Raw genomic sequence first — 21,921 nt, forward strand, 5'->3', positions numbered from 1 at the left:
AGGATCTCTCACGTCGCCGAGGGAACGTCCAACGGCTGTGCTTCAATTGATCGACCGAGCAACGATCGCACGCTGCCGCGAATCTGATGCCTGAATGCGACGTAACAGGACAGCACGACCACCAGATACAGACTGGTTGCAAGCAGCCAATGCTTCATGCTTGTCACATCGGCCGACGTCGCCGCGAGAGCCACGACGGTCCCGGCCAGGGTCGCGATGGTCGCTGGAAGCAGGGATTTGACGATCGACATGAAAGGCAGCCCGGTATTTCGGCTGCCAACCACCAGCATAAAGGTGCACACGATAATCGCCGTGACAAGATACACGATAGCAACGGCCTTAAGACCGAACGGCAGCGCCACCACGAAAGACAGGATCATGGCGATGCTGTTGGCGCTGCTGATCCAGAACTGCAGACGGGCTTTGCCGCGTGCGAGCAGAATCGGACCGGCATAGGCAGCAATGGATTGCGCAGCCCCCGCTGGCGCAAGCGCGCTAACCAGCGGCAATACGTCCTGCCAATGCGGCGAAAGGAATGTCGTCACCGGGTAGTAGAGCCCAAACGTCAGATAGATCATCGCCGGGAAGGTAATCATCGCCGTCACACTCAGCATTGCGCAGATCGCCGCGTTCTGCTCTGCGCGCCGCCCGTTACCGGACATGCGGCTCAGCGTCGCCATCAAGACACCGCCGCCCGGCCACGAAAGGATCATCAACGGAAAGATCATGAACTGAAAGGCCAGGCCAAAGAGCCCTACCGCGGCCGCTCCCAGCTTCGCACCGATCAGCAGATTGCCGATGTTGCGCGCGGCGAAATTGAGAATGTTCGAAGCCAGTATCCAGCTCCCGAAGGAAAGCATCGAACCAACACCACGCCATCGGAAGTTGAGCCTGATCTGATGCCGCGTAATCGCGTAGAACGCGATCGCCCGAATGATCTGCATCAGGACGTAGTATGAAATCAGCGCCCAGATCCCCCAGCCCAGAACGGCTCCGAGGACGCCCACGGACGCGGCGGTGATTGACGCGCCCGTCTCTACCATCGCCACGGTCTGATAGCGCAACGCGCGCTCGAGCACCGCGCGCGGTCCTAGCGCCGCTATGGAAAGGACGACGGAGACGGACAACGCGGTCAGCACGCCCGACAGGCCATCCATCTTCACGGCCCCGGCCAGCGGTCCCGCTACAACCGCCAGCACCACCGCGCAGCCGATGCCGATCGCCAGCATCATGGTCACGGCCGCTCCGGTTTCCTCACGCGAGAGCGAGCCTCGCTGTATCATCGCGCTCGACAAGCCAAGATCGGTGAGAAGGGCTATGAAGGCGACAAACGGCAGCGAGAAGGCGACCAGACCGAATTCGGCCGGGGTAACGAAATAGGTCATCAGCAGCGTCATCAGAAACTGGACGACCGATTTCACGATGTTCACGCCGGACATCGAGAGCAGATTTTTCAGGATCATGAAGTCATCCGTAGGTTGTTCATGCAGCCGGCACGGAAAACGCGCCGGCACAAGCAAAGGTCCGCTCCACGTCTGGCGAACGAGGTCGTGATCGTCGGGGATGGAGGTCCGGAAGCCGACATCATGCCTCGACCCTCTTGGGTACACGACCGATCGTTCTGAAAAACGTCAGTAATGGCCTCTCGACCAGCAGGTAGAATACCACGCCTACCGCCACGCCCCCCGTTGCAACCATCACGAACAGCAATTCGTTCGGAATACCCAGCGCTTTCAGCTTGGTCGCGACTTTGGCGAACCCCGAAAGCGCCGGAAAGTGAACGAGGTAGATCGAATAGGACGCCTCGCCCAGGAATATGAGAACACGCGGTAATCGCAGCGCCGCCTTCGTCTCGAGTACGACCCCGCCCAAGATCATCAACATCGCGCCGACGCCGTAGCACCAGGTCGAGATCGCGTTCTTCAAGAAGGCACCGTAGGCAACGGCTATCCATGTGCCGCCGAAAAGGACGATCCCAAGCGTCAAGCAGAGCTTCGGAGATACGATGTCCCGGCGATCGAACAGCCAGTACGCCAGAATCCCCAGGCCAAAGAGCACATGAGCGGGATGGAAGACAAATGCGAGCGGATAGACCGGGAACAATACGGGTTGCACGAAAGACAACGCCAGCCAGACCGCCCCCGCGATCCAGCCGATCCTGGGGTTCCAGATCGCAACCGCAAAGATGGCGTAGAAGATCACCTCGTGGCGCAGCGTCCAGACCACGTCGATAATCGGCTCGTGCTCTATCGGCAACAACAGGAAGGACGAGAATAGGTCATAAAAGCTCAGATCCGCCTTCATGAGAAGCACGAGAGGAACGACACAGATCAGGGCGACCCAAAGCGCCGGATATATTCTTTGGACGCGACGCCAGACGAAACGGAGGGCGTTGTCGCGATCGCCAAAGTCATTCGCATGCGCCAGGAAAATGACAAAGCCGCTCAAGACAAAGAAATACATGACGCCGGAATCTCCGGCGTTGAAGATCGGGAATACGTTCTCACCGAGGTACTTGGGCTGGGCCAACGTCCTGGTCGTGTGATGACCCACCACGGCGAGCGCCGCGAAGGCGCGTCCCAGCTGCAAGGTGTCCAGACTGCGTTTTGAGGCCAGCTCCGTCATGCCAGATGCCCCGCTCCATCGGGCGTCCGAAACAGCCGACGTCGAAACGCCGCGTCCAGAAAACGGCGAAGACGCACCTCGAAGAGTTCGTAACTTATCCCTCCGGCGATAAGTGACAGAACGAAGCCCAGAACCGCAAAGGCAGCAGAGAGCAGCCACAGATCCACGCCGCGTCCGGCAAGATTCGCTCCGATCATCTGCAATGGGAACAGGGCGAAGGGATGCACCAGATAAAGGCTGTAGCTGATCTTGCCGAGATACTGCAGCGATGGGGCGCTCAACGCCGCCGCGATGCCGGAGTTTTGCGCCAACACCATTCCGAACAGCAGAAGGCCGGGTACGAGGCCGGCAAACGGGTGCAGATACTCGATCGATAGATACATCGCGATGCCGCATACCGCACCGGCGAGCAACCCGGTCCACCCCCGCAGCCGGATCGGCATATCCACGGCGCTGAACAGCAGCCCAACCAGGAAATACGCGGCAATCGGCCGAAACCATATGCCCGCCAGAGCCAGCGCTATCAGCGGCAGCGCCAGCTTCCAGTTTCTCCGCCGAGCCACCGCTACGAAAACCGCGGCGAACAGAATGTAGAACGCCCACTCATAGCTCAGCGTCCAGGCGTTCTGCTGGCCGATCGGAAGCCCCAGGGCATCGGGCAAGAACGCAAGGTTGACGAAGAACAACTGGACGTATGTTCCAACATCAATCCCCTTGAAGAATTTGTACCCGACGATCGGGCCGATGGTGAACAGCGTCAGGTGCAGGATGACGAAGACGGGAAGAATGCGAAGACAGCGATCATAGAAGAACTTGGCAACGCTGCGGTGGCGCACCAGGCTGGCCGGAATCAGGAAGCCGCTGATCATGAAGAACAGTTCGACGCCATGTCCGCCCATATTGATCGTCGATCCCAGCCACGGCCAGATCGGCGCCATGAAACCCGCCAGCAGCGGCATATCGTAGAGATGCACGATCAGGACACTTAGCGCTGCGATGCCGCGCAGTCCCTGGACGGCCGGGAGGAAACCCTGCTTTGGAGCGTTCACCTCTGCTTCCTCCCGCACTGGGAAGGAGGCAGGGCTGAAGCAGGCGCCGGCGCGTGCGAAAAAGGCACTATCAGCGCCGGTGAGTGCCACGAGTCTTTCATCATGCCGGCCGCGATGCCAGGCCATCGATGCCAGGCGCTATCGGTGCAGAACTCGCCAGATCCTGATCGAGCGAGCGTCGCTTGGCGAACATCTGGCTAAACGCGGCACCAATCATGATCAACCCGCTGGCGGGTCCATAGGCCAGCACCGTGATGGTAAAGAGGTTCATTGCGATCGTGCCGGACAGTTTGTAGATGTCCTTGGTCTTCGAGACCGCGGCGATCGCGAAAACCATGAACAGGACGAAGATCGGGCCGAACATCAGATACGTGCCGATATAGAAATTATCGACCGGCACATAGTAGCTGAGCTTGTTCGAAAACAGCTGCTGCGGATAGTTGAAACAGCCGAGCCCGCAACCGGTAACGAATCCCACGGGCATCAGCTCTTGCATATACACAAACGGCAGCTGCCAGCTGTTATTGACGCGATCCTGAAGGCTGAAGAATCCCCGGGAGATGCTGGTGAGGCCGTCGCCCGCGAAGAAGACCATCAACACGACGGGAACCAGGATCGATGCAAAGGAGAGCATCGCCATCCGGCGCAGCATGGGAAATCTCTCGCGCTCCGGAAGCATTCGAATGATAGCCAGGCACACCAGGTACATTATCATCACGCCCAGCGTGGTCTTGCTGGTCGTGAGCTTGATGGCGTAGAGGCCCACCGGCGCCCAGATGCAGATCCACAGCATACTCTTGCGAGCCGACGTAAAAACGAAGGTAATGAACACGAAAAACGCCGCCATGGTGCTGTCGGCGGCGAACCCCGCCAGTCGCGCTTCCGACGCGGCCCACCAAAGTCTGGTCGCCTGGCGCGTTGCTCCCAGCGTTTCGTAAGCAAAACCAACCCACGGAAACTGCACGCGCGATGAAAGGAAGATGCCGATAATGGTAATGAAGAAGATCGGGTGGATCAGGGCAAGAAGCTGCTTGTACTGGCTGAAATCACGCCTGCAAAAGCAGAACCCCACGAACACCGGCGCGATCATCTTGAACGACGACGCCATGCCGGCGAAGTAGCCCAGAAAGACAAATCCGACGTACAACGCGAACGCGATGTACAGCAGCGTGAGGACGGCGATCAGGCTTTTGCCCTTGATGATGTAGCGCTGGATAAAGGCCAGAATGCACATCAACGCAAAGATGTCCGGCAGAAACCACAGCACGTCCAGCTTGGTGAGACTGAGATAGTAGCGCAGGGCGCCGGCAAAGGCGTCGCGATAGAAATAGAGAAGCAGCGCAATCGCCTCGACGTTCCAGATGCCGATCTCCGGCAATTGGTTCAGAGGCAATGGCTCCGGAGCTTTGAAATCCGGTGCAGCGAGGGATGACGACGACGACCGGTTCGTCATTGCCCCCCTCCTTCGGCCGTCGCGACAACGCGAGGCCTGCGGGTCAGGAGTCCGACGATGGCTTTCGAACCGGGGATCTCGATATTCGCATAGGTCAGGTTCGACAGCGCCAGAACGGCCACGACGTAACCCGACAGCAGTAGCGTTGCAGCTATTCCCGCACCGAACTGATCAATCATCGGGAAGATCCGTGCGCCAACACCGCGCGAAAAATACTCGATCAATACGAGCACGAGCGCGTGCACCATGTAGATCGAATAGGATCGCCTGCCGAGCCACACCAGTGGCTTGACCGACAGCAGGTTGGGCAGCCTGCGTCCCGGGAACGCCATCAGCGACCCGAGCAGGACGGCGAATATGACCGGCGCGAGAAAGCTCAGCATCGGCTGTATTCCGACCACGCAGACAATGGCGATGGCTGCGATCGCGGCCCCGATCTGCCACACCGACTGCACGAACGGGCGCACGACGGAAGGCACCGACGCCACCGCTCTGAGAGTCAGCACCCCGAGGAAGAAACTCAGTATGCAGCGCGCGATGCCATAGGTGTGAAAGTCCAGCGCATATTGTCGGAGAACCAGCAGGATGAAGGCCCAGCTGGCTACCGACAGAAACAGCGACAACACATAGATAATGCGAACGTCGCGGAATTTTTGCGCCAGGACCACGACGCCGCCGAACACGAGATAGGTATAGAATTCGGCGCTGATGCTCCAGCTTGGCCCGTTCCAGCTCAAATAATCAACGAATCCGATCGCGTGCAGCAGGAACACATTTAAAAAGAACGAATAGCCGTTGTTGACCGCCATCTCGGGCGGCGCGAAATGAATGAGGCCGGTGCCCACAAGGCCGAGCTTCATCATTCGAAACGAGAGGAACGCGAGCAACGTAACGACGTGGAGCGGATAGATGCGGGCGAGCCGGCGCACGATGTACTCGCGAAACGCGAAAGTACCGAAGCCGCCTTGCACGTAACTCATCGAAATCACGATGCCGCTCAGAACGAAGAACAGATCAACGAACAGCCAGGCGTTATGGAAAAACGCGAAATCGATCCAGGCCCTGTTCGGCAGGACCGCGGCAAGCGGTTGAGAAATAACAAAATGATGGACCACGACGCACAGCGCGGCGATGCCGCGAACGCTGTCGAGCGGGACATAATGTTCTTTGGAGCGATGGCCCGTCACGATCGAATTATGTCCGAATTGTTGCGATGCAGCATAGTGCCTCTCTTCCGGTTTCCGTTCAACCCGAACATTAAAAAACCAGCAAAGAAAACTCGGCGCCGCATGGCTGATCCGCAAATAAATGCTCTCGCCAAAAAGCGGCCGCATTTTTAATCGTCATGCCCGTTTAATCGTCTCGCGTGACAGACCCGGAATAAATACGCCTCCGAACAAGCAGCGCATTTTCAATCGGCCTGTATCGGCATGGATGCAGCCGCGAAGGCAGCGCTTTTTAGACCGTCGGGAAGCCTCGCATCGCTGGCTCTTTGGAAGGCAGATCGATAAATTCGGGAACCTTGGACAAGCCCGGTAGGCCGCCGCCGTTTACCGCGCCCAGGTTCCAGTCAGTTCGGGAATGGGGTTTGGCACCTGCCGTCGCATAAGGGATCAATCAGGAAAATTCTGGGCGGAGCGTCCAATCTTGTCGCGATAGCTGTTTTCGTCCTGGCGCCATTTCCGCTTGGATCGGCGGATTTCGTCTGGATCTGGATCTGGATCGTCTTGCTCGCGCTCAGTCTGTTGACGGCGGATCTGGAAGCCATCGGCAGCGCGGATTTTCGCCTGTTGCTGCCGCTGTTCATGACGATGGTGCTGATCGGCGCCATCGTCACGCTGCAAACATGGCCCGGTCCGCTGGTGGGACGGACGAATCCCGTCTGGAAGCTTCCGCTTGATCTTCTCGGCGCCGATGTCCCTGCTCGCATTTCGATGACCGCAGCCGGTCCGTGGCTCGCATTTGGCTCCCCGCTGCTGGTGTCGCTCGCGTTCGTCCGCGCCTTTCTTCTTGCGGCCGATGCGCCAGCGGCTCAACGGCTTCTCCGGATATTGGCGTGGGCGGGGTTTCTCTACGCTTGCTACGGAATCCTGGCGCAGCTTGCCGACCCGGATACGTTGTTATTCAGGCGAAAGGAGGCCTATCTCGGCTTCGCCACCGGCACGTTCGTCAATCGCAACACCGCCGCGACATTCTGGGGCAGTTGCGCCTTGCTCTTCCTGGTGCCCCTGTTGCGCTCGCTGCATCGCGCAGACCGGCGCGCTGCCCCGCCGTCAGATCGGCCGCTCGCGTTGCTCGGGCACTATCTCGCCACACCAGCGGCTCTCGCTGTCGGATTTGCCGTCTGCACGCTGGCGACGGCGATGACGGGATCGCGCGCAGGGCTGCTGCTGTCGATCTGCGCGTTTCTGCTGGCCGGCACGCTCTATCTGTGGCCGCTTGAGCTCGGCACTTTTCGACGATGGGCGTTGCTGGCGGGAGCCACGGTCGTTGCCGTCCTGGTTCTTCAGCTGATCGGCGGCGCGGTGGCAGGGCGGATTCTCACCTATGGCCTGATCGACGATCAGCGGCTGGCGGCCTACCGGGCCGCGATCGCAATTGTCAGCGACCATCCGCTGTTCGGCGTCGGATTGGGCAATTTCGAGGCGGCTTTTGCCGCCTACCGGCCCGCCGAGTTAGGCAGCCTCGGGATTTGGGACCGCGCCCACAGCACGCCGCTGCAACTCGCGGTCGAAATTGGCTTGCCAGCGACCACCCCGATCGTGGCGACCGTGCTCTGGTACGTTTACCAATTGTTCCGGGGCAGCCTGCTGCGGCGGCGCGATCGCTACATCCCCATTATCGGAGCCAGCGTCGCCGCGCTGGGGCTACTTCACAGCAGCATCGATTTTTCCCTGCAGATAGCCGGTTACGGTGTTTTCTTCGCCGCGATCACCGGGGCCGCGCTGGCGCAGTGCGTGCCGTCATCATTGCGAAAAAACGGTGGCGGAGCTGTGGCGAGTGAATTATGATTTAATTTAAATCGGCTGTTTTTAATTGCGGTTGGGCAATGACAATGCGTTTGGTGGGTTTTTGTCTCGTGATGCTGGTGGCCGGCGGAACGGCCCCGGTTGCCGCGGCACCGGCCGGCGGCGGATGCGTCCCGAACTCCTCGCTGGTGTCGGCAGAGCGCGCGACATCCTTTCTGGAGAACCCTGAAGCGCTCCTGAGCCAGTTCAAGGACGGTCAGGGCGGCCTCGCCTCGCAAATCCGCGACATGCTAATGACCCGGCCCGAGACGCTCGAGGGCATCGCATCGCTTTCCAAGGCCAGTTCCGCGGATCAAAGCCGTGCGATCGGCGCCGGTCTCGGCACCGCTGCCGCCGTGTGCGTGCTGACGCAGCCGGCCTTTGCCCAGCAAATCCAGGAAGTGGTCCTGAAGGCCGAAAATCCGCCGCTGATTCAAGCCTTCGTGAGCATTACGGGGGATATTCCGACCGAGGCGATCACCGGAGCAGATCCGAACGGCGACACTACCGCCGGCGGTGGACAGGGCACCACATCGACGCCGTCGCCGGGCGCCGTTTCGAGCAACAGCAGCACAACTTTCGGCGGCGGCGCTAGCGCGAGCACCAGTACAACGACGCTTTTCACGACAGCAGCGGCCGGAACGCCGTCCGTTCTGACGCCGGTCAGTCCGACCAATTGAGGCCCGTGGAACGACTTGGTGAAACGCCTCGATTGATCGCGAATTAACCAATATCGATCAGGCAGATAACCTCATCGGCGGTTAGATTCAATTTTATCTATCGGCGGAACCTAAACCCAACAACTCCGTGAGACACCGTACCTGCGTCAAGAAAAAGAATGACGGGGGACGACATGAAACTGCTATTTGCACCGATGCTGGCGACCGCAATCGCATTTGCCGGTGGCGCCGCCAGGGCCGAAACCGACGCCTCGACCGACGTGTCGCGGACCAACAGGACGGCCTTCATCGAGGAATTCGACAACACGCTCGCGCCGCTCCAGTTCGTGAAGTTCTGCCTGAACTACCGCGCGGAATGCGATGCGGAAGCCGGCGTGCAGGCGTTGCCGGCCGCCGACCGCGCGATGGAAATGCTGCGCGACGTCAACATTTCGGTTAACGAAGCGATATCGCCGCTGCGCAAGTCCACGGATCCGATGACCGCGCGCTGGACGGTCTCCCCCGCCGCGGGCGACTGTAACGACTACGCAGTCACCAAGCGGCACCAATTGATAGCGATGGGTTGGCCGCAGAGCGCCCTGCGCCTTGCGGTCGTCCTGACCGACAGCGGTCAGGGGCATCTTGTACTGGTCGCGCGGCTTACCGACGGCGACGTCGTTCTCGATAATTTATCGCGCGACGTCCGTCCCTGGAATGCCATGGGCTATACGTGGATTTCGATGCAGTCGAGCGCCAATCCGCGGTTTTGGGCTGCCGTCGGCAGCCACGGCCAGCGCCTCCAGGCGAACCGGCTTGCGTCCGTTAGGCCGCAGCTTCAGTGAATATTTATTGATAGCTCACGGCTGGTTGCCCTCCCGTGAGCCTGCGCCCGCCATCGATGGCTCCAAGCCACGGGCGGGCTGCAGTTCGTTTCGCACCCGCGCTTTATTGATTATATTCTTATTAATACCTCGAAAATCCTGCCGTCCTGAGGCATCGGCGGCCGCCCAGGCCCGCTTCTGGATGAAGGCCGTTATCGGCTGCCGGACGGACAGCGCATTTCGCTGGTCCGGAATTTGCTAGTTCCCCAAAGTCATGGGGACGCTCTTTTGCACTGCACAAAAAGATGACACAGTTCTTTGCCATCATTGCCTTGAACAGGTGATTAAATGCCTGCAGATGTGATTAAACGCCTGAACCGGCGATTAATCACTGAACCGGCGATTAAACCGTATTTTCCCCCACCAGCCAGCGGTACACGAATGAACGGTATGTCCTTGATTCGACGACAGACTCTCGTGGCTGGGTTTAAGCGACTGGCAGGCATCGCGCTGCTGCTGGTGATCGCGGCACCATGCCATGCGCAATGCGCCGCGCTGGCTGAGCGCGTCCCCCCGCTGGCCCTGCAGGCCTTCAGCGCCTCGCCCGGATCGCTGTTGCAACAGCTGCGTAACGACAAGGAAAAACTGGCGGGACGGCTTAGCGGATACCTGATCACCGATCCGTCACTGCTGCCTGCCGTGGAAAAGCTGGTGAACCAGTCATCGGACAAGGATCGCGTGGCAATCGGCTCAGGTCTTTTCCGAGCGGAGTCACGCTGTCTCACGACCAAGCCTGAAGCGTCTCGGAAGATCAATGATTTCGTGCGCAAACTCGGAGACCGCGCGGTCTTGATCGGCTACTCGGCCGAGTCCGAACAGTCGGGCGCGGCGGCACCGACCGAGGCTGCGAAGCCAGGCAATACCGGCTCCGGTCTGCTGACCGGTGAATGGAACACCGAGATATCAGATCCGTTTGCCAAGATACCGCTCCCGCTCAACCAATCCCGCTACAACTGAGCCTGCAGATGTATCAACCCAGAGACCAGATCCAGTCGCTCAAGAAGTACGGCATAGAAATCGGCTCTACGACGCTGAGCGTCGAGCGTGCCGTTGATATCGTGCGCCGGCAGTGGCCGCTGATCGCCTCGATCGTCGCCGGCACACTGGCGCTCGTCGTCGTCTACCTGCTGACGGCGACGCCAATGTATACGGCGAATGCCCGTATCCTGATGGATACGCGCCAGACCCAGGTGCTCGACAAGGATACCGCACTCAACAGCAACCTGATCGACACCGGATTTGTCGACAGCCAGGTCGAGATCATCGGCTCGGAGGACCTGATCCAGTCGATCGTGCGACGCCTGCGATTGACGGAGGACCCTGAGTTCAACGGATCCGACCCCGGAATAGTGGCGATCATTATCGGCAAGACGCTTTCCCTGTTCGGGTCCGACGGGCCGCCCTCCAAGGAGCGGATCGAGCGCGCAGCCGTCGAGGCGGTGCAAAAAAACCTCAAGGTCGAACGCGTGCTCACGACCTATGTTCTGTCCCTCAACTACCGTTCCAAGAATGCGGACAAGGCCGCGCGAATCGCAAATGCGATCGCCGACGCCTACATCGTTGGCGCGCTCGAGGCGAAATACCAGTCAACCAAGCGGGCCGGCGAGTGGCTGCAACAGCGCAGCGCCGAACTGCGCGAACAGGCTACCGCGAGCGACCGCGCCGTCCAGACCTTCAAGACAGAGAACAACATCGTCGGCACCAGCCGCGGCTTGATGACCGAGCAGCAGCTGTCGGACGTCAATACCCAGCTCATTCAGGCCCGCGCCGCCACTGCCGAAGCCAAGGCGCGTCTCGACAGGATCGAGGCGATTTCGGACAAGGATCTGGCTCAGCCGACCGTCACCGACGCCCTCAACAACTCGGTCATCACCAGGCTTCGCGCCCAATATCTCGATCTGGCGGGCCAGTATGCCGATTGGTCGGCGCGCTATGGCAAGACCCATCAGGCATCGATCAATCTCAACAACCGCATGGAAGAGCTGCGCAAGGCGATCGCCGACGAGGTCCGCCGTATCGCCGACGCCTACCGAAGCGATTACGCCATCGCCAAGAGCCGCGAAGCCTCGCTTGAGGAAAACATGAAAGGACTGGTCGCCCAGGCCGGCAACACCGGTCAGGCGCAGGTAAGGCTGCGTGATCTCGAAAGTGCCGCCGATACCTATCGCAACCTGTACAACAATTTCCTCGAGAAACTTCAACACGCGACGCAAAACCAGAGCTTCCCGATCAGCGAAGCGCGTATCATCGGCACGGCGGTCAAGCCCGACAAGAAGAGCTCGCCCAAAACCCTGCTGGCGCTGGTCGGTGGCCTGGTCGGCGGGCTCTGCTTCGGATTCGGCGCGGCCTTCTCGAAGGAGCTGATGAGTGACGTTCTGCGGTCTCCCAGCGAGGTCGAGGACGAGCTCGGCGTGAAATGCCTCGGCGTGCTTCCCGATCTACATCCGCAGAAGCCGGTTGGGAAAAAGGCGCGCCTGCTGCTGCCGGTCGACAGTTCGGCAGCAAAGGGCAAGGACGATTCCCTCTCCCACTATGTCGTAGACCACCCGTTTTCGCGCTACGCCGAAACCCTGCGGAACATCAAGGTTTCCATCGACGTCGCCCGTCTGACCCGCGACGTCCGCGTGATCGGCATCGTCTCTTCGTTGCCGAAGGAGGGAAAGACCACGGTTGCCGCCAATTTTGGCCACCTGATCGCCTTGACCGGTCACCGTACCCTGCTGATCGATGGCGACCTGCACACCCGCTCGCTGACGCGCGAACTGGCACCGAACGCCAAGACCGGCTTGCTGGAAGCGCTCAGGGATCCGCAATCGCTGGGTCAGCACATCAAGCGCAGCAAGGAAACCGGGTTGGATTTCCTTCCGTCCTTCGTCGTTGCGCGCATGGTCAATTCGGCTGACGTGATGGCGTCTAAGGCGATGACGGATATGCTGGCGACGGTGCGCGACAGCTACGACTACATCATCATCGATCTCGCGCCGGTAATGCCTGTGACCGATGCCAAGGCGATCAGCCACCTCCTTGATGCGATGGTCTATGTCATCGAGTGGGGCCGGACGACGCGCAGCGCGTTGCAGGAATCGCTGGCCAGCTCGGAGGCCATCCAGAAGAAACTTCTCGGGGCGGTTCTAAACCGGGCAAACCCCAAGATGCTCAAGCGTATCGAGGCCTATAAGGGCTCACACTACAACAGCTACTATGTCGAAGGCGCCTGAGGCGGCGCTGCCGTATCGGCCATCCCGCCGCCTCCATCGCCGACTCATGCTGGGCGCCAATATCATTCTTGCCGCCGGCGCACTGGTTTGGGCGGCGCGGGTAATTTCCGACATTGGCGATCCGGCGGTTCCGCTCGTTGCCAGCCGCCTTGCACGCGGGGAGAAGTACGACCCGGCCCTCATGCGGGGAATGATTGCCACGAACCTCCCGGTCGCCGAGCGGCAATGCAATTCGAAGACGCTGCGCGAGTTGCTGCTCCTGCAGATCGGACTAGCCGATGAAACGGTGCGTAGCGCCGATCTGCTGCAGGCCGATGCCGACACCGCCGGCGTCAACTCCCAAAGCAAGTCGCTGATTGCGTGCGCCCCCACCGAATCGCTTGGCTGGCTCGGGATGTACTGGTCCAGCATCCGCCAGGAGGGTTTCGGGCCGCGCGCGGTGGCGCTTCTTGACCAGTCCTATCGCCAGGCGCCCCACGAGGCATGGCTCCAGCTCATTCGAGCGCCATTGGCGCTGCGGAGCTTCAACGCCCTGCCATCCGCGCTGCAGGACGCGGTCGCACAGGATTTCGAAGACATTTTTCAAGCCCGGCTATATCCAAGCGCAGCCATACTCTATCAAGCGGCAACCGCCAGTGCCCAAGCGAAACTGCTCGACCGAACCTGTGCCGCTGTGGAAGCCGAGCGGCTGGTATTTCTTCATTTCGTGTCCGAGAGCGGATTGCAGATCCGCCACCGTTGCTATCCAGCAGGTCCCGCGCCAGCCGTCGATGTACGGCGACCGTGAAACGACGTTGCGGGCTACGGCTTTGCGGCACCCCATGCGACGGGCGCGAAATCGTTCAGGCTTCGCTCATTGGACGACTGGCCTTTGAACATCAGCAGGCCACGGCTTGTGGCGACGATGTCGCCAGCGCGTAAACTGTCATCCTCCAGAATTCTTTGGAATGCTTCGCGGGCAACGTCCGCATCGGACGACGTGGGCTGGGCAAAACTCCGCCCTTCACGCCTTCTTTCTTCGATGCGCCGGCGGGCGGCATCAATATCGGCAAGCCACTGTTCGCGAGACATTCTGGGCTCGCTGGGCTGTTCCGGCTCCGGCCCGGCCTGCGCCATGACACTGGGCGGAAAAACGCCGCCAAAGACCAGTGCCGCAATCAGGACCCTGAATGATGCCAACAGCATCGGAAAATCCTAGACCAAGAGCCCCGAAAGGCAAAGTCCCGGGATCAGCCGAGAGCGGGACGCACCCCGTCCCGCTCAATACGCATCCTGATACATCATGACCATCGCGGTCCGGATGATAATCCGCATATCCAGCCAAATGCTCCAGTTGCTGACGTACCAGACGTCATATTCGACGCGCTTTTCCATCAGGTCGATGGTCGGCGTTTCGCCGCGGAAGCCATTGACCTGCGCCCAGCCCGTCAAGCCTGGCTTCATATGATGCCGATACACATATTTGCTGATCACCTGGTCGTAATAATTGTCATGGGCCACCGCATGCGGTCGCGGACCGACCAGCGACATTTCCCCGCGCAGCACGTTCCAGAGCTGCGGCAATTCATCGATGCTGGTTTTCCGGAGGAAGCGGCCAACCCTAGTCACCCGCCTGTCCTGCTTGGTCGCTTGGGTAACGGTGTGGCCGTTCTCCGCAACGCTCATGCTGCGAAACTTCCAGATCTCGAAAGGCTTTCCGTTGAAGCCGCGACGGGACTGCCCGGAAGATGATGCTGCCCTCTGAATCGAGCTTGATCAAAATCGCTGAGATGATCAACAGAGGCGCCAGCATCAAAAGGGCAATCGAGGCGAGCCCGATATCCAGACACCGCTTCTGCGCGCGTTCGAATATCGAGAGCGGCGGCCGCTGGATTTCGATCGCCATCGTTCCGCTAACGGGCATGAACGGCCGCGAAACCAGATCTGCGATCGGGAAATCAGGCAATAGGCGAATCGGCTGCGGAACCTGGCGCAGTCGCTGACTCAGCTTCTGAAGCATCGGCAGTTCGTTCCAGTCGATTGCCAGTAGAAATTCCTCGGCGTTCGTCATGCGCGACTGCCGAATGATGTTCAAAATCTCGGCGTCGAGGGCCGCGTCATCCTGCGTCGCGTTCAACACGAAATGACGCACGACGTCGAAGCCGTTCTTGCGCAAGTCCTTGAAGCGGTTCGAAGTAAAATCGAGCGGTTTCAGGCTGAGCAGCACGACCCTGCGGTCAATCAGGTGACCCTTTGCCAGCGAAGACGCCAGGCCGATGCGCCACGCCGCCCGGTGCGCGCCCAGGCTTACAAGCCCGGTAATCGCGAACACGATGGTCGTACCGCGCGAAAGGCTCGTCGTCGATTTCAGAAGAAAGGCGATGAGAGCCAGAATCGCCAGCGACATCATCCAGACGAAAACAACCTTCCGCGCCTGCCACATTCCGTTGAACAGACGATGGCTGTCGTAGACGCGCTGGAAAAACGCGATTGCGACGAACGCGACACCGACGATCAGGCCCGCACCGATCGTCGCTTCCTGGTCGGCCGGCGTCCCCATGAACTGGCGGTAGATGACGCCTGCGGCGAGATAACTCAGCAGGATCAGAAGAAAATCGCCACTGATGAGAAAAATCTGGAAGGGACGTTGCAGGGACACGCCACGGCTTGCAATCGTCGCAGAAACGTCTTCGGAACCGTATGTTGTCGCAGACATCTCAGGCCCTCGTCACTTCCATCACCGCAACCGCCGACATCGCTACAACCACCGAACGTGCTGATTTAAATAATCGGAGGGCAACGAGCGATGCCGAATTAATCTCGTGGAGGGATTTCCGACAACGCCTTGAGAGAGTGCTAACCAATCGAAGCGAGAGTGTGGCACCGCACCCAAAAAATCAAATGTATTTTTGCATTGCGTCAATGCGGCAATTAAATGATCAGTCCGTGCTATTTAAATATTCAATATGCGCGCCACATACGCAACGGACCATCAAAAACAGGGCATTTTTCCCACCGCGCCATAATTCCGATGCCGCGTCATAATCCTGATAATTATGTGGCGCCGACGCAGCACGCACTTCGTGCGCTTATCGAGATCGCGTTTCAGAATCAATGCGGGGATGGGCCAATTGATGCCAGGCCCACGAAGACCTCACAACCGTTGTCAGATCCGAGCAAGCAGGACGAAAATCGAGATCAGCGCGAGCTGCCGACGGATCGGCGACCAGAATCGGCGGATCACCGGGCCGACGCGGCTTTGTCACCAGTGGAAGGCTAAGCCCTGTTTCGTGCTCGATGGCCGCCAGCACCTGACGCACCGAGAATCCAGAACCCGTACCCAGATTGTAGCGACCGCCCGGAGAGCCGTTCAGCAGGGCATCAAGGGCACGAACATGCGCCGCAGCCAGATCCACCACGTGAATGTAGTCGCGTATCGCCGTACCATCCGGGGTCTCATAATCATCCCCGAAAATCGCAAAGTCGCTGACATGACCTTGCAGGGTCATCATCGCGCGGGGAATGAGATGGGTTTCCGGATCACGAAGTTCGCCGATTGATCCCGACAATTCCGCGCCACAGGCGTTGAAATAGCGCAGACAGAACGAATTCATGCCATAGGCGGCGCGATAATCCGCCAGGATTTGCTCGATCATCCATTTCGAGACGCCGTAAGGGTTCACGGCAACGCCGGCGGCGCCCTCACTGATCGGATCGCGACCCGCATTGCCGTAGACCGCTCCGGTACTCGAAAAAACCAGGCGGCGGCATTTCTGCTCGAGCATCGCTTTCAATAGCGACAACGTTCCGCAAACATTGTTCAGATAGTATTTCTGGGGCGCAGTGACGGATTCACCCACCTGGCTGAATGCAGCAAAATGCATCACGGCGACGACGTCTTGGGACGCGATCGCCTCGGCTACTCGCGGCGTGTCACTGACGTCGCCCTCGACAAAAGGACCCCACTTCACGAAGCTGCGGTGACCGGTCGACAGATTATCGAAGCACACCGGGACGTAGCCGGCTTCCGACAAAGCCTTGCAGCAGTGCGCGCCGATATAACCGGCTCCTCCGGTCACGAGAATGGCAGGGCCTTGAGACACTGGTTTCTCCACGAGAGCAGTACTTGGATCCAGAAGCGGTAGCTGGCTTCAGGCTGACTTCGGCATTCAGACTAGCCCGCTGCTTTCGTTTGGCGCCCGATGCTCTGGTACAGGAATCCCCTGCCGGTCAGATCGTCCGGATTGTATACGTTTCGCAGATCGATCACGACCGGAGCCGCCATCTCCTGCTTCAGCCGATCGAGATCGAGCGCTCGAAATTGCTCCCACTCCGTCACGATGACCAATGCGTCGGCGCCTTCGGCGCAGCTGTAGGCATTCTCGTGATACTCGATGTCGGGCATCTCCAATCGGGCCTGTTCCATGCCCACCGGATCAAACGCCCGAACCGTCGCGCCCAGGTCGCGGAGCGCCGTAATCAGCGGAATCGACGGGGCCTCTCTCATGTCGTCGGTATTGGGCTTGAAGGTCAGGCCGAGAACGGCAACTGTTTTTCCGCGGAGGTTGCCGCCGAACGGCGCGGCCACTTTGCGCGCCATGGCGCGTTTGCGGGTGTCGTTGACCGAATTCACCGCTTCCAGAATCCGCAAGGGGACGTCGTAATCCTGCGCAGTCTTGATCAGCGCACGGGTGTCCTTGGGAAAACACGAGCCACCGTAACCAGGACCGGCATGAAGGAATTTCGATCCGATGCGATTGTCCAAGCCGATGCCGCGGGCAATCTCCTGAACGTCCGCGCCGACCTTTTCCGCGAGATCGGCGATTTCGTTGATGAAGGTGATCTTGGTAGCCAGAAATGCATTGGCCGCATACTTGATGAGTTCGGCGGTACGGCGCCCGGTGTACATGATCGGCGCCTGATTCAAATAAAGCGGCCGGTAAATCTCTCCGATCACCTTGCGCGCGCGCGGATTTTCGGTGCCCACGACGATGCGGTCCGGATGCTTGAAGTCGCGCACGGCCGCGCCTTCGCGCAGAAACTCCGGGTTCGATGCGACGGCGACATCGGCCGACGGATTCACCTGCTCGATGATTCGCTCGACCTCGTCGCCTGTGCCCACCGGAACGGTCGATTTCGTGACGATGACGGTAAAACCCCGGACGGATTTCGCAATTTCTCGGGACGCCGCATAAACATAGCTGAGATCCGCGTGACCATCGCCGCGCCGCGACGGCGTACCGACCGCGATAAAGACAACGTCGGCTTCACCTACCGGTCCCGCAAGGTCGGTCGTGAAGACCAGTCGGCCTTCGCGCGCGTTGGTTTGGACAACGCGGTCAAGATCGGGCTCGAATATCGGAATTTCGCCGCGCTGTAGCGATGCGATCTTGGCCTCGTCCTTGTCCACGCAGGTGACGTGGTGTCCAAAGTCGGCGAAACAGGCACCCGAAACCAATCCAACGTATCCCGTTCCCACAACAACAACGCGCATGAGCTGAGCACTTTCTTTTCCGGTATTTAATTCCCGACAGCGAAGGCTTTAAATTAACCATGGAAGCGGGTCAAACTTGGCCGCTTCGATTTGAAGCGCAGCCGATCTCCTGGCGCTCGGCGCCAGATCCGGAATTGTCCTGCAAACGCAGCACCCGCACGAAACAAAAGGTCTGGAAGGAAGGGACGCCGGAAATTAAATACGCAACGTTGATCGATTCAACTCGATCCAGAAAATTTAACGCGCTGAGTGCCCGTCGGCGAGCATCTCCCCGGCAACGGGCTGGGATCAGAATTTCAAGCAACTTCAATGGCTAAATTAAGCCAATTTTAGGGGGGGCAGCGTTAGGAAACACTGTAGTTTGTATGGAGTAGGTGGTGTGACCACACTGGCCATTTGCAGTACCTTGATTGGATTGGTTCTTGGAATTCGCTTCCGGTTTCTGGTTCTGGTGCCCATTCTTTTTGTTGGATCGGTTTCGTTGGCGGCGATTTCGATGACACAGGGCCAGACCCTGCTTCAGGCAATTTCGGCGATAGCGGTTTTCGCAGCGCTTCTGCAGGTCGGATACGCATGCTCTGCGCTGCTCAAGTCCTTCGCAAGGGCTCCCCGCGCCAACAGGACGGTACCCCATGCCGCCGCCGGCGTCGTCGTTGTCCGGAAGTCCTGATCCTCGCTAAGGGGCGATTGCACGTCCACCACAGGACGCACCTCAGCCAGCCTGTCCCCGCGGTCTGATCCGGCGCGCGTCAGCGAGACAACGCCGTTGGGCGGCTTGCGTCGAACACCCGGGACTCCCTCGGAGTCCTGCCAAACCTGTATCAGGATGATATATATTCATCCCAGGCAATTAATGCCAAGGTGAGGATTCGCGTGGCCTCGAGCCCAGGACGCCTTTGAGAGTATATTATCCCGATGTTGTCAGCACTGCGCCATGCGAAGCCGATGGCGAAGCCAACGTTGCCGGATGGGGTTCGCATCTACGCCATCAGCGATATTCACGGCTGCGCGCATCTGCTTGATCAAATGCTCCGGGTCATCGACGCCGACGTTGCACACAGCAGGCCACGTCACGCGATAGAAGTATTCATGGGCGATTACATCGACCGCGGGCCGGATTCGCGCTCGACGCTCGACCTCCTGATTGAGCGTTCGCAACGCGGAAACGCCGTCTTCCTGAAGGGCAATCACGAAGCCTTTCTTGACGACGTCTTTCGCGATCCCGGCCGCATGGGGAATTGGTTTCAGGTCGGTGGACTGGAAACACTGATGTCCTACGGACTTTCCCCGTCAGTCAATCCGGACGGCGACGAGCAGCATGAACTAATGAGAGAGCTATCCGAGGTAATGCCGGCGCGCCATCGCGACTTTCTAGGGCGATTGCGCCTCAACTTCTCTTGCGGCGATTTCTTTTTTGTTCATGCAGGTGTTCGACCGGGCATCCGGCTGGCTGAGCAGCGGGAGGAAGACCTGCTTTGGATTCGAGAGGATTTTCTGCAGCATAAGAGGCGGTTCAGCAAATATATCGTTCACGGTCATACACCGGTTCGAAGTGCTGAGATTTTGGATAACCGCGCCAACATAGATACGGGGGCCTACGCCACCGGGAATTTGACCCTGCTGTCGATTCAGGGTTCCAGCCTGCTGGCAATCTGAGCATCGCTTCCCGCGCGCACTGCCGTCCAAGGCAATTACGGATGGCCAGTTGTCGCGCCGTCCGGCAACGTCAGCCTTCGGGCTCGCCGGATGCACCGATGGCAGGTCAAGGCAATGGTAGCGATTGGCGCCCGACTCATGCCGACGGAAACGGCATCCCCATTACGGAACTGCGGATTGCTCAGAAGTCAGGCTGGGAAGCTGAGCGTTCTTCAATTACGATTAAAATAATCACGCGCGAAGCCACGGCTATCGGGCGGACAAAAAAAGCGGGAGGATGTCCTATGCGAGTTGGGATCGAGATCAATTTCGCCCTTTGGGGCATGATCATTTGTGCTGTCATCGAGGCGCGTCAGACCTTCGCGTTCCTGTAAACGCCTTGGATTGCGGGCGGCGCCCTGGATTGCAGGCAGCGCCTTGCCTGAAGGCCCGCTCCAGAACGAGCCCGGCGCGAGGTTCCTTGCCGCGGATCCGCGCGATCAGTGGCGCTTGGCAAGGCGTACATGCCTCGAATCAGAGCCGGTGGCCTTGGGGCAGAAGCTGATACTGATCCAAAGCAGCAGCCGATCCCTGGAAACGGCGCAGCGGCCCGCGCCCCGGTTACGTGGGGGGCTTGAAGTCCGGAAAGCGGCTAAGCAAAGCAGCCTTCAAGAACTTGAAGTGGGCTATCGTTGTCGCAAGTTCCTGAAGCCGGCGCTGTCCGTTGGAGATCTCGTTGCCGAACAAGGTCTGGTGGTGGCTGTCGAGTGCGTCGCGCTCAAGGTACTCGTCGGTGCCATTTCCGAATGTCACCGCAGCACGGGCCAGGACGTCTTCGACGCGGCGGCTCAGGCCGGATTGCTCCTGCTCCGCCTCGCGAATGGAAGTATCCAACGCGCCCAGAATGGAACTCACCCGTAACCGGTCGGTGTCGAGATCACGTCCGGCCGACCGAACCCTGAAATCCCGGTCGCCCGATCGATCGCCAGCATGCTTTTGCGCGCGAGTCCGTGAGAGCAGCTGAAACATCGTTTAATGCCCGTCCCGTTGGCGCCGCCACGGCAGCATAATGCCCTAGGTCACTCGAAGCTGGTTAATAATTATTTAATTCCGGGGGCAGCTCTGGGGGCATTGGGCATCTTCCCTTCAAATGTCGTTGATCTGAGGTCCGGCTCGCACGATCGCGGCAAGCATCGATGCCACTCAAGGTCCCCGTCGATTCACTGCTCGGATCTGCGCAAGCCAGGATCTGCCGGTCCATGCCGTCCATGCCCATGCTCGCGATGATGGATGCGATCCTGCTGCTCGGGGAGCTTTCGCCATTCGTCCCGCGAAATTTTTCGTTCATGGCCTTCGACGCGAACGATCAAGAGCTCACCGTCTGAGCGAACAAAGGACGCGACCTCACCGTCCCACAGCTTGGCCAGGAAAATGTCCGCCATTCACGCTCCCATAACTCCGATCGTCCGCGCAGCCCGTCTTGCAGCGCCGGCACTTTGATAGTTGATATTTGACATGGCCTGCCGCTCGCGCGCGGGACGCCGATGGAAAGCGATTCGATCGAATCCGAATTCACCGGGCCCTACATCCTGCCGGTCGGTCAGGAAAGAAGCCAGGTCACCAGGTTCAAAAAGATGGAGCCCAGAAAGTACATCCACACCGCCATTACCAGCAGAATCAGCCCAAGGAATCCTCCCGTGAAAAACTTCTCTTTGGCCCTGACAACAAACGGGATTCTTTCCGGCCGCTGCAGCATTTTGGCGCGCTCTTTTTGTTTGGAGAATTGAGAACGAGGTGATGAACTTGATCAGCTCGTGGCACACCCTCTAGTGGCGCACTGTGTTCAGTAAATGTCGATCGGCTCGGTGATCAAATAAAATCTGATTCTCAATCCAAATGTGGCTTGGGCAGTTGAATTCT

General features: G+C 59.3%; 23 protein-coding genes. 11 read left to right on the forward strand and 12 right to left on the reverse strand.

Going from position 1 to position 21,921, the window contains the following annotated elements; all coding sequences use genetic code 11:
* Positions 1-8 precede the first annotated feature (8 nt).
* The 5 genes from ABIE49_RS16005 to ABIE49_RS16025 all read right to left on the reverse strand — a co-directional run bounded on the left by ABIE49_RS16005 (position 9) and on the right by ABIE49_RS16025 (position 6,314).
* Positions 9-1,463: a lipopolysaccharide biosynthesis protein gene (locus ABIE49_RS16005; protein ID WP_192738221.1), complete on the reverse strand. Its 1,455-nt coding sequence runs from the start codon at positions 1,461-1,463 to the stop codon at positions 9-11.
* A gap of 121 nt (positions 1,464-1,584) precedes the next feature.
* Positions 1,585-2,625, reverse strand: a complete 1,041-nt coding sequence (locus ABIE49_RS16010) for an acyltransferase family protein (RefSeq protein WP_192738222.1) — start codon at positions 2,623-2,625, stop codon at positions 1,585-1,587.
* The gene (locus tag ABIE49_RS16015) at positions 2,622-3,764 is read right to left on the reverse strand and encodes an acyltransferase family protein (protein ID WP_502915907.1); all 1,143 of its coding nucleotides are present in this window, start codon (positions 3,762-3,764) and stop codon (positions 2,622-2,624) included. Before ABIE49_RS16015 ends, ABIE49_RS16010 begins: the two co-directional genes overlap by 4 nt.
* A 10-nt stretch (positions 3,765-3,774) precedes the next feature.
* Positions 3,775-5,127 (reverse strand): hypothetical protein, encoded by a 1,353-nt coding sequence (locus ABIE49_RS16020; protein WP_192738224.1) that lies wholly within the window; start codon positions 5,125-5,127, stop codon positions 3,775-3,777.
* A complete protein-coding gene (locus tag ABIE49_RS16025) occupies positions 5,124-6,314 on the reverse strand; it encodes an acyltransferase family protein (RefSeq protein WP_192738225.1) in 1,191 nt (396 codons plus the stop codon). Before ABIE49_RS16025 ends, ABIE49_RS16020 begins: the two co-directional genes overlap by 4 nt.
* Positions 6,315-6,854: 540 nt before the next feature.
* Here ABIE49_RS16025 and ABIE49_RS16030 point away from each other — a divergent pair.
* The 6 genes from ABIE49_RS16030 (at position 6,855) to ABIE49_RS16055 (ending at position 13,680) form a co-directional block, all read left to right on the forward strand.
* Positions 6,855-8,138 (forward strand): O-antigen ligase family protein, encoded by a 1,284-nt coding sequence (locus tag ABIE49_RS16030; RefSeq protein WP_354066841.1) that lies wholly within the window; start codon positions 6,855-6,857, stop codon positions 8,136-8,138.
* Positions 8,139-8,182: 44 nt separating this feature from the next.
* Positions 8,183-8,815, forward strand: a complete 633-nt coding sequence (locus tag ABIE49_RS16035; RefSeq protein WP_354066842.1) for a hypothetical protein — start codon at positions 8,183-8,185, stop codon at positions 8,813-8,815.
* A gap of 173 nt (positions 8,816-8,988) precedes the next feature.
* The gene (locus ABIE49_RS16040; protein WP_192738227.1) at positions 8,989-9,636 is read left to right on the forward strand and encodes a transglutaminase-like cysteine peptidase; all 648 of its coding nucleotides are present in this window, start codon (positions 8,989-8,991) and stop codon (positions 9,634-9,636) included.
* A gap of 327 nt (positions 9,637-9,963) precedes the next feature.
* The gene (locus ABIE49_RS16045) at positions 9,964-10,632 is read left to right on the forward strand and encodes a hypothetical protein (RefSeq protein WP_192738228.1); all 669 of its coding nucleotides are present in this window, start codon (positions 9,964-9,966) and stop codon (positions 10,630-10,632) included.
* Positions 10,633-10,640: 8 nt separating this feature from the next.
* On the forward strand, positions 10,641-12,893 hold the full coding sequence (locus tag ABIE49_RS16050) for a polysaccharide biosynthesis tyrosine autokinase (RefSeq protein ID WP_192738229.1): 2,253 nt from the start codon (positions 10,641-10,643) through the stop codon (positions 12,891-12,893).
* Positions 12,894-12,939: 46 nt separating this feature from the next.
* Complete coding sequence (locus ABIE49_RS16055; protein WP_354066843.1) at positions 12,940-13,680, forward strand: hypothetical protein; 741 nt, start codon at positions 12,940-12,942, stop codon at positions 13,678-13,680.
* 14 nt (positions 13,681-13,694) lie between these two features.
* Here the strand turns inward: ABIE49_RS16055 and ABIE49_RS16060 are convergent, their stop codons facing one another.
* The 3 genes from ABIE49_RS16060 to ABIE49_RS16070 form a co-directional block, all read right to left on the reverse strand.
* Positions 13,695-14,078: a hypothetical protein gene (locus ABIE49_RS16060; protein ID WP_192738231.1), complete on the reverse strand. Its 384-nt coding sequence runs from the start codon at positions 14,076-14,078 to the stop codon at positions 13,695-13,697.
* 75 nt (positions 14,079-14,153) lie between these two features.
* The gene (locus ABIE49_RS16065; protein WP_354066844.1) at positions 14,154-14,558 is read right to left on the reverse strand and encodes a sugar transferase; all 405 of its coding nucleotides are present in this window, start codon (positions 14,556-14,558) and stop codon (positions 14,154-14,156) included.
* The gene (locus ABIE49_RS16070) at positions 14,494-15,432 is read right to left on the reverse strand and encodes a sugar transferase (protein ID WP_354067509.1); all 939 of its coding nucleotides are present in this window, start codon (positions 15,430-15,432) and stop codon (positions 14,494-14,496) included. Before ABIE49_RS16070 ends, ABIE49_RS16065 begins: the two co-directional genes overlap by 65 nt.
* Between ABIE49_RS16070 and ABIE49_RS16075 the strand changes: the two genes are divergently transcribed.
* Complete coding sequence (locus ABIE49_RS16075) at positions 15,331-15,657, forward strand: hypothetical protein (protein ID WP_354067747.1); 327 nt, start codon at positions 15,331-15,333, stop codon at positions 15,655-15,657. The two genes, ABIE49_RS16070 and ABIE49_RS16075, sit on opposite strands and share 102 nt — an antisense overlap.
* Positions 15,658-15,961: 304 nt before the next feature.
* On the opposite strand, the gene galE is transcribed toward ABIE49_RS16075, so the two are convergent.
* The gene (gene galE / locus ABIE49_RS16080) at positions 15,962-16,975 is read right to left on the reverse strand and encodes a UDP-glucose 4-epimerase GalE (RefSeq protein ID WP_192738233.1); all 1,014 of its coding nucleotides are present in this window, start codon (positions 16,973-16,975) and stop codon (positions 15,962-15,964) included.
* 71 nt (positions 16,976-17,046) lie between these two features.
* Positions 17,047-18,366, reverse strand: a complete 1,320-nt coding sequence (locus ABIE49_RS16085; protein WP_192738234.1) for a UDP-glucose dehydrogenase family protein — start codon at positions 18,364-18,366, stop codon at positions 17,047-17,049.
* Positions 18,367-18,745: 379 nt separating this feature from the next.
* On the opposite strand from ABIE49_RS16085, the gene ABIE49_RS16090 reads away from it, so the two are divergent.
* The 3 genes from ABIE49_RS16090 (at position 18,746) to ABIE49_RS16100 (ending at position 20,396) form a co-directional block, all read left to right on the forward strand.
* Entirely contained in the window at positions 18,746-19,036 is a 291-nt protein-coding gene (locus ABIE49_RS16090) for a hypothetical protein (protein WP_192738235.1), read from the forward strand.
* Positions 19,037-19,281: 245 nt separating this feature from the next.
* On the forward strand, positions 19,282-20,022 hold the full coding sequence (locus tag ABIE49_RS16095) for a metallophosphoesterase family protein (RefSeq protein ID WP_192738236.1): 741 nt from the start codon (positions 19,282-19,284) through the stop codon (positions 20,020-20,022).
* 98 nt (positions 20,023-20,120) lie between these two features.
* Entirely contained in the window at positions 20,121-20,396 is a 276-nt protein-coding gene (locus ABIE49_RS16100) for a hypothetical protein (protein ID WP_192738237.1), read from the forward strand.
* Positions 20,397-20,622: 226 nt separating this feature from the next.
* Here the strand turns inward: ABIE49_RS16100 and ABIE49_RS16105 are convergent, their stop codons facing one another.
* Positions 20,623-21,030, reverse strand: coding sequence for a hypothetical protein (locus ABIE49_RS16105; protein ID WP_192738238.1), 408 nt, complete (start codon positions 21,028-21,030; stop codon positions 20,623-20,625).
* Positions 21,031-21,197: 167 nt separating this feature from the next.
* Here ABIE49_RS16105 and ABIE49_RS16110 point away from each other — a divergent pair, with 167 nt between their 5' ends.
* Positions 21,198-21,386 (forward strand): hypothetical protein, encoded by a 189-nt coding sequence (locus ABIE49_RS16110; protein ID WP_192738239.1) that lies wholly within the window; start codon positions 21,198-21,200, stop codon positions 21,384-21,386.
* A gap of 215 nt (positions 21,387-21,601) precedes the next feature.
* On the opposite strand, the gene ABIE49_RS16115 is transcribed toward ABIE49_RS16110, so the two are convergent.
* Positions 21,602-21,757: a hypothetical protein gene (locus ABIE49_RS16115; RefSeq protein ID WP_192738240.1), complete on the reverse strand. Its 156-nt coding sequence runs from the start codon at positions 21,755-21,757 to the stop codon at positions 21,602-21,604.
* Between the last annotated feature and the right edge of the window lie 164 nt (positions 21,758-21,921).

The organism is Bradyrhizobium sp. OAE829, assembly GCF_040546575.1.
In the GTDB taxonomy this organism is placed as follows: Bacteria; Pseudomonadota; Alphaproteobacteria; order Rhizobiales; family Xanthobacteraceae; genus Bradyrhizobium.

Excerpts from the sequence above, each read along its gene's own strand:
- ABIE49_RS16005 (WP_192738221.1), bottom strand. The coding sequence starts at position 1,463 with ATGATCCTGAAAAATCTGCTCTCGATGTCCGGCGTGAACATCGTGAAA.
- ABIE49_RS16010 (WP_192738222.1), bottom strand. The coding sequence starts at position 2,625 with ATGACGGAGCTGGCCTCAAAACGCAGTCTGGACACCTTGCAGCTGGGA.
- ABIE49_RS16020 (WP_192738224.1), bottom strand. The coding sequence starts at position 5,127 with ATGACGAACCGGTCGTCGTCGTCATCCCTCGCTGCACCGGATTTCAAA.
- ABIE49_RS16035 (WP_354066842.1), top strand. The coding sequence starts at position 8,183 with ATGCGTTTGGTGGGTTTTTGTCTCGTGATGCTGGTGGCCGGCGGAACG.
- ABIE49_RS16040 (WP_192738227.1), top strand. The coding sequence starts at position 8,989 with ATGAAACTGCTATTTGCACCGATGCTGGCGACCGCAATCGCATTTGCC.
- ABIE49_RS16045 (WP_192738228.1), top strand. The coding sequence starts at position 9,964 with ATGCCTGCAGATGTGATTAAACGCCTGAACCGGCGATTAATCACTGAA.
- ABIE49_RS16050 (WP_192738229.1), top strand. The coding sequence starts at position 10,641 with ATGTATCAACCCAGAGACCAGATCCAGTCGCTCAAGAAGTACGGCATA.
- ABIE49_RS16055 (WP_354066843.1), top strand. The coding sequence starts at position 12,940 with ATGCTGGGCGCCAATATCATTCTTGCCGCCGGCGCACTGGTTTGGGCG.
- ABIE49_RS16060 (WP_192738231.1), bottom strand. The coding sequence starts at position 14,078 with ATGCTGTTGGCATCATTCAGGGTCCTGATTGCGGCACTGGTCTTTGGC.
- ABIE49_RS16065 (WP_354066844.1), bottom strand. The coding sequence starts at position 14,558 with ATGAGCGTTGCGGAGAACGGCCACACCGTTACCCAAGCGACCAAGCAG.
- ABIE49_RS16075 (WP_354067747.1), top strand. The coding sequence starts at position 15,331 with ATGGCTGTCGTAGACGCGCTGGAAAAACGCGATTGCGACGAACGCGAC.
- ABIE49_RS16070 (WP_354067509.1), bottom strand. The coding sequence starts at position 15,432 with ATGGGGACGCCGGCCGACCAGGAAGCGACGATCGGTGCGGGCCTGATC.
- ABIE49_RS16085 (WP_192738234.1), bottom strand. The coding sequence starts at position 18,366 with ATGCGCGTTGTTGTTGTGGGAACGGGATACGTTGGATTGGTTTCGGGT.
- ABIE49_RS16095 (WP_192738236.1), top strand. The coding sequence starts at position 19,282 with ATGTTGTCAGCACTGCGCCATGCGAAGCCGATGGCGAAGCCAACGTTG.
- ABIE49_RS16100 (WP_192738237.1), top strand. The coding sequence starts at position 20,121 with ATGGCAGGTCAAGGCAATGGTAGCGATTGGCGCCCGACTCATGCCGAC.
- ABIE49_RS16105 (WP_192738238.1), bottom strand. The coding sequence starts at position 21,030 with ATGTTTCAGCTGCTCTCACGGACTCGCGCGCAAAAGCATGCTGGCGAT.
- ABIE49_RS16110 (WP_192738239.1), top strand. The coding sequence starts at position 21,198 with ATGCCACTCAAGGTCCCCGTCGATTCACTGCTCGGATCTGCGCAAGCC.
- ABIE49_RS16115 (WP_192738240.1), bottom strand. The coding sequence starts at position 21,757 with ATGCTGCAGCGGCCGGAAAGAATCCCGTTTGTTGTCAGGGCCAAAGAG.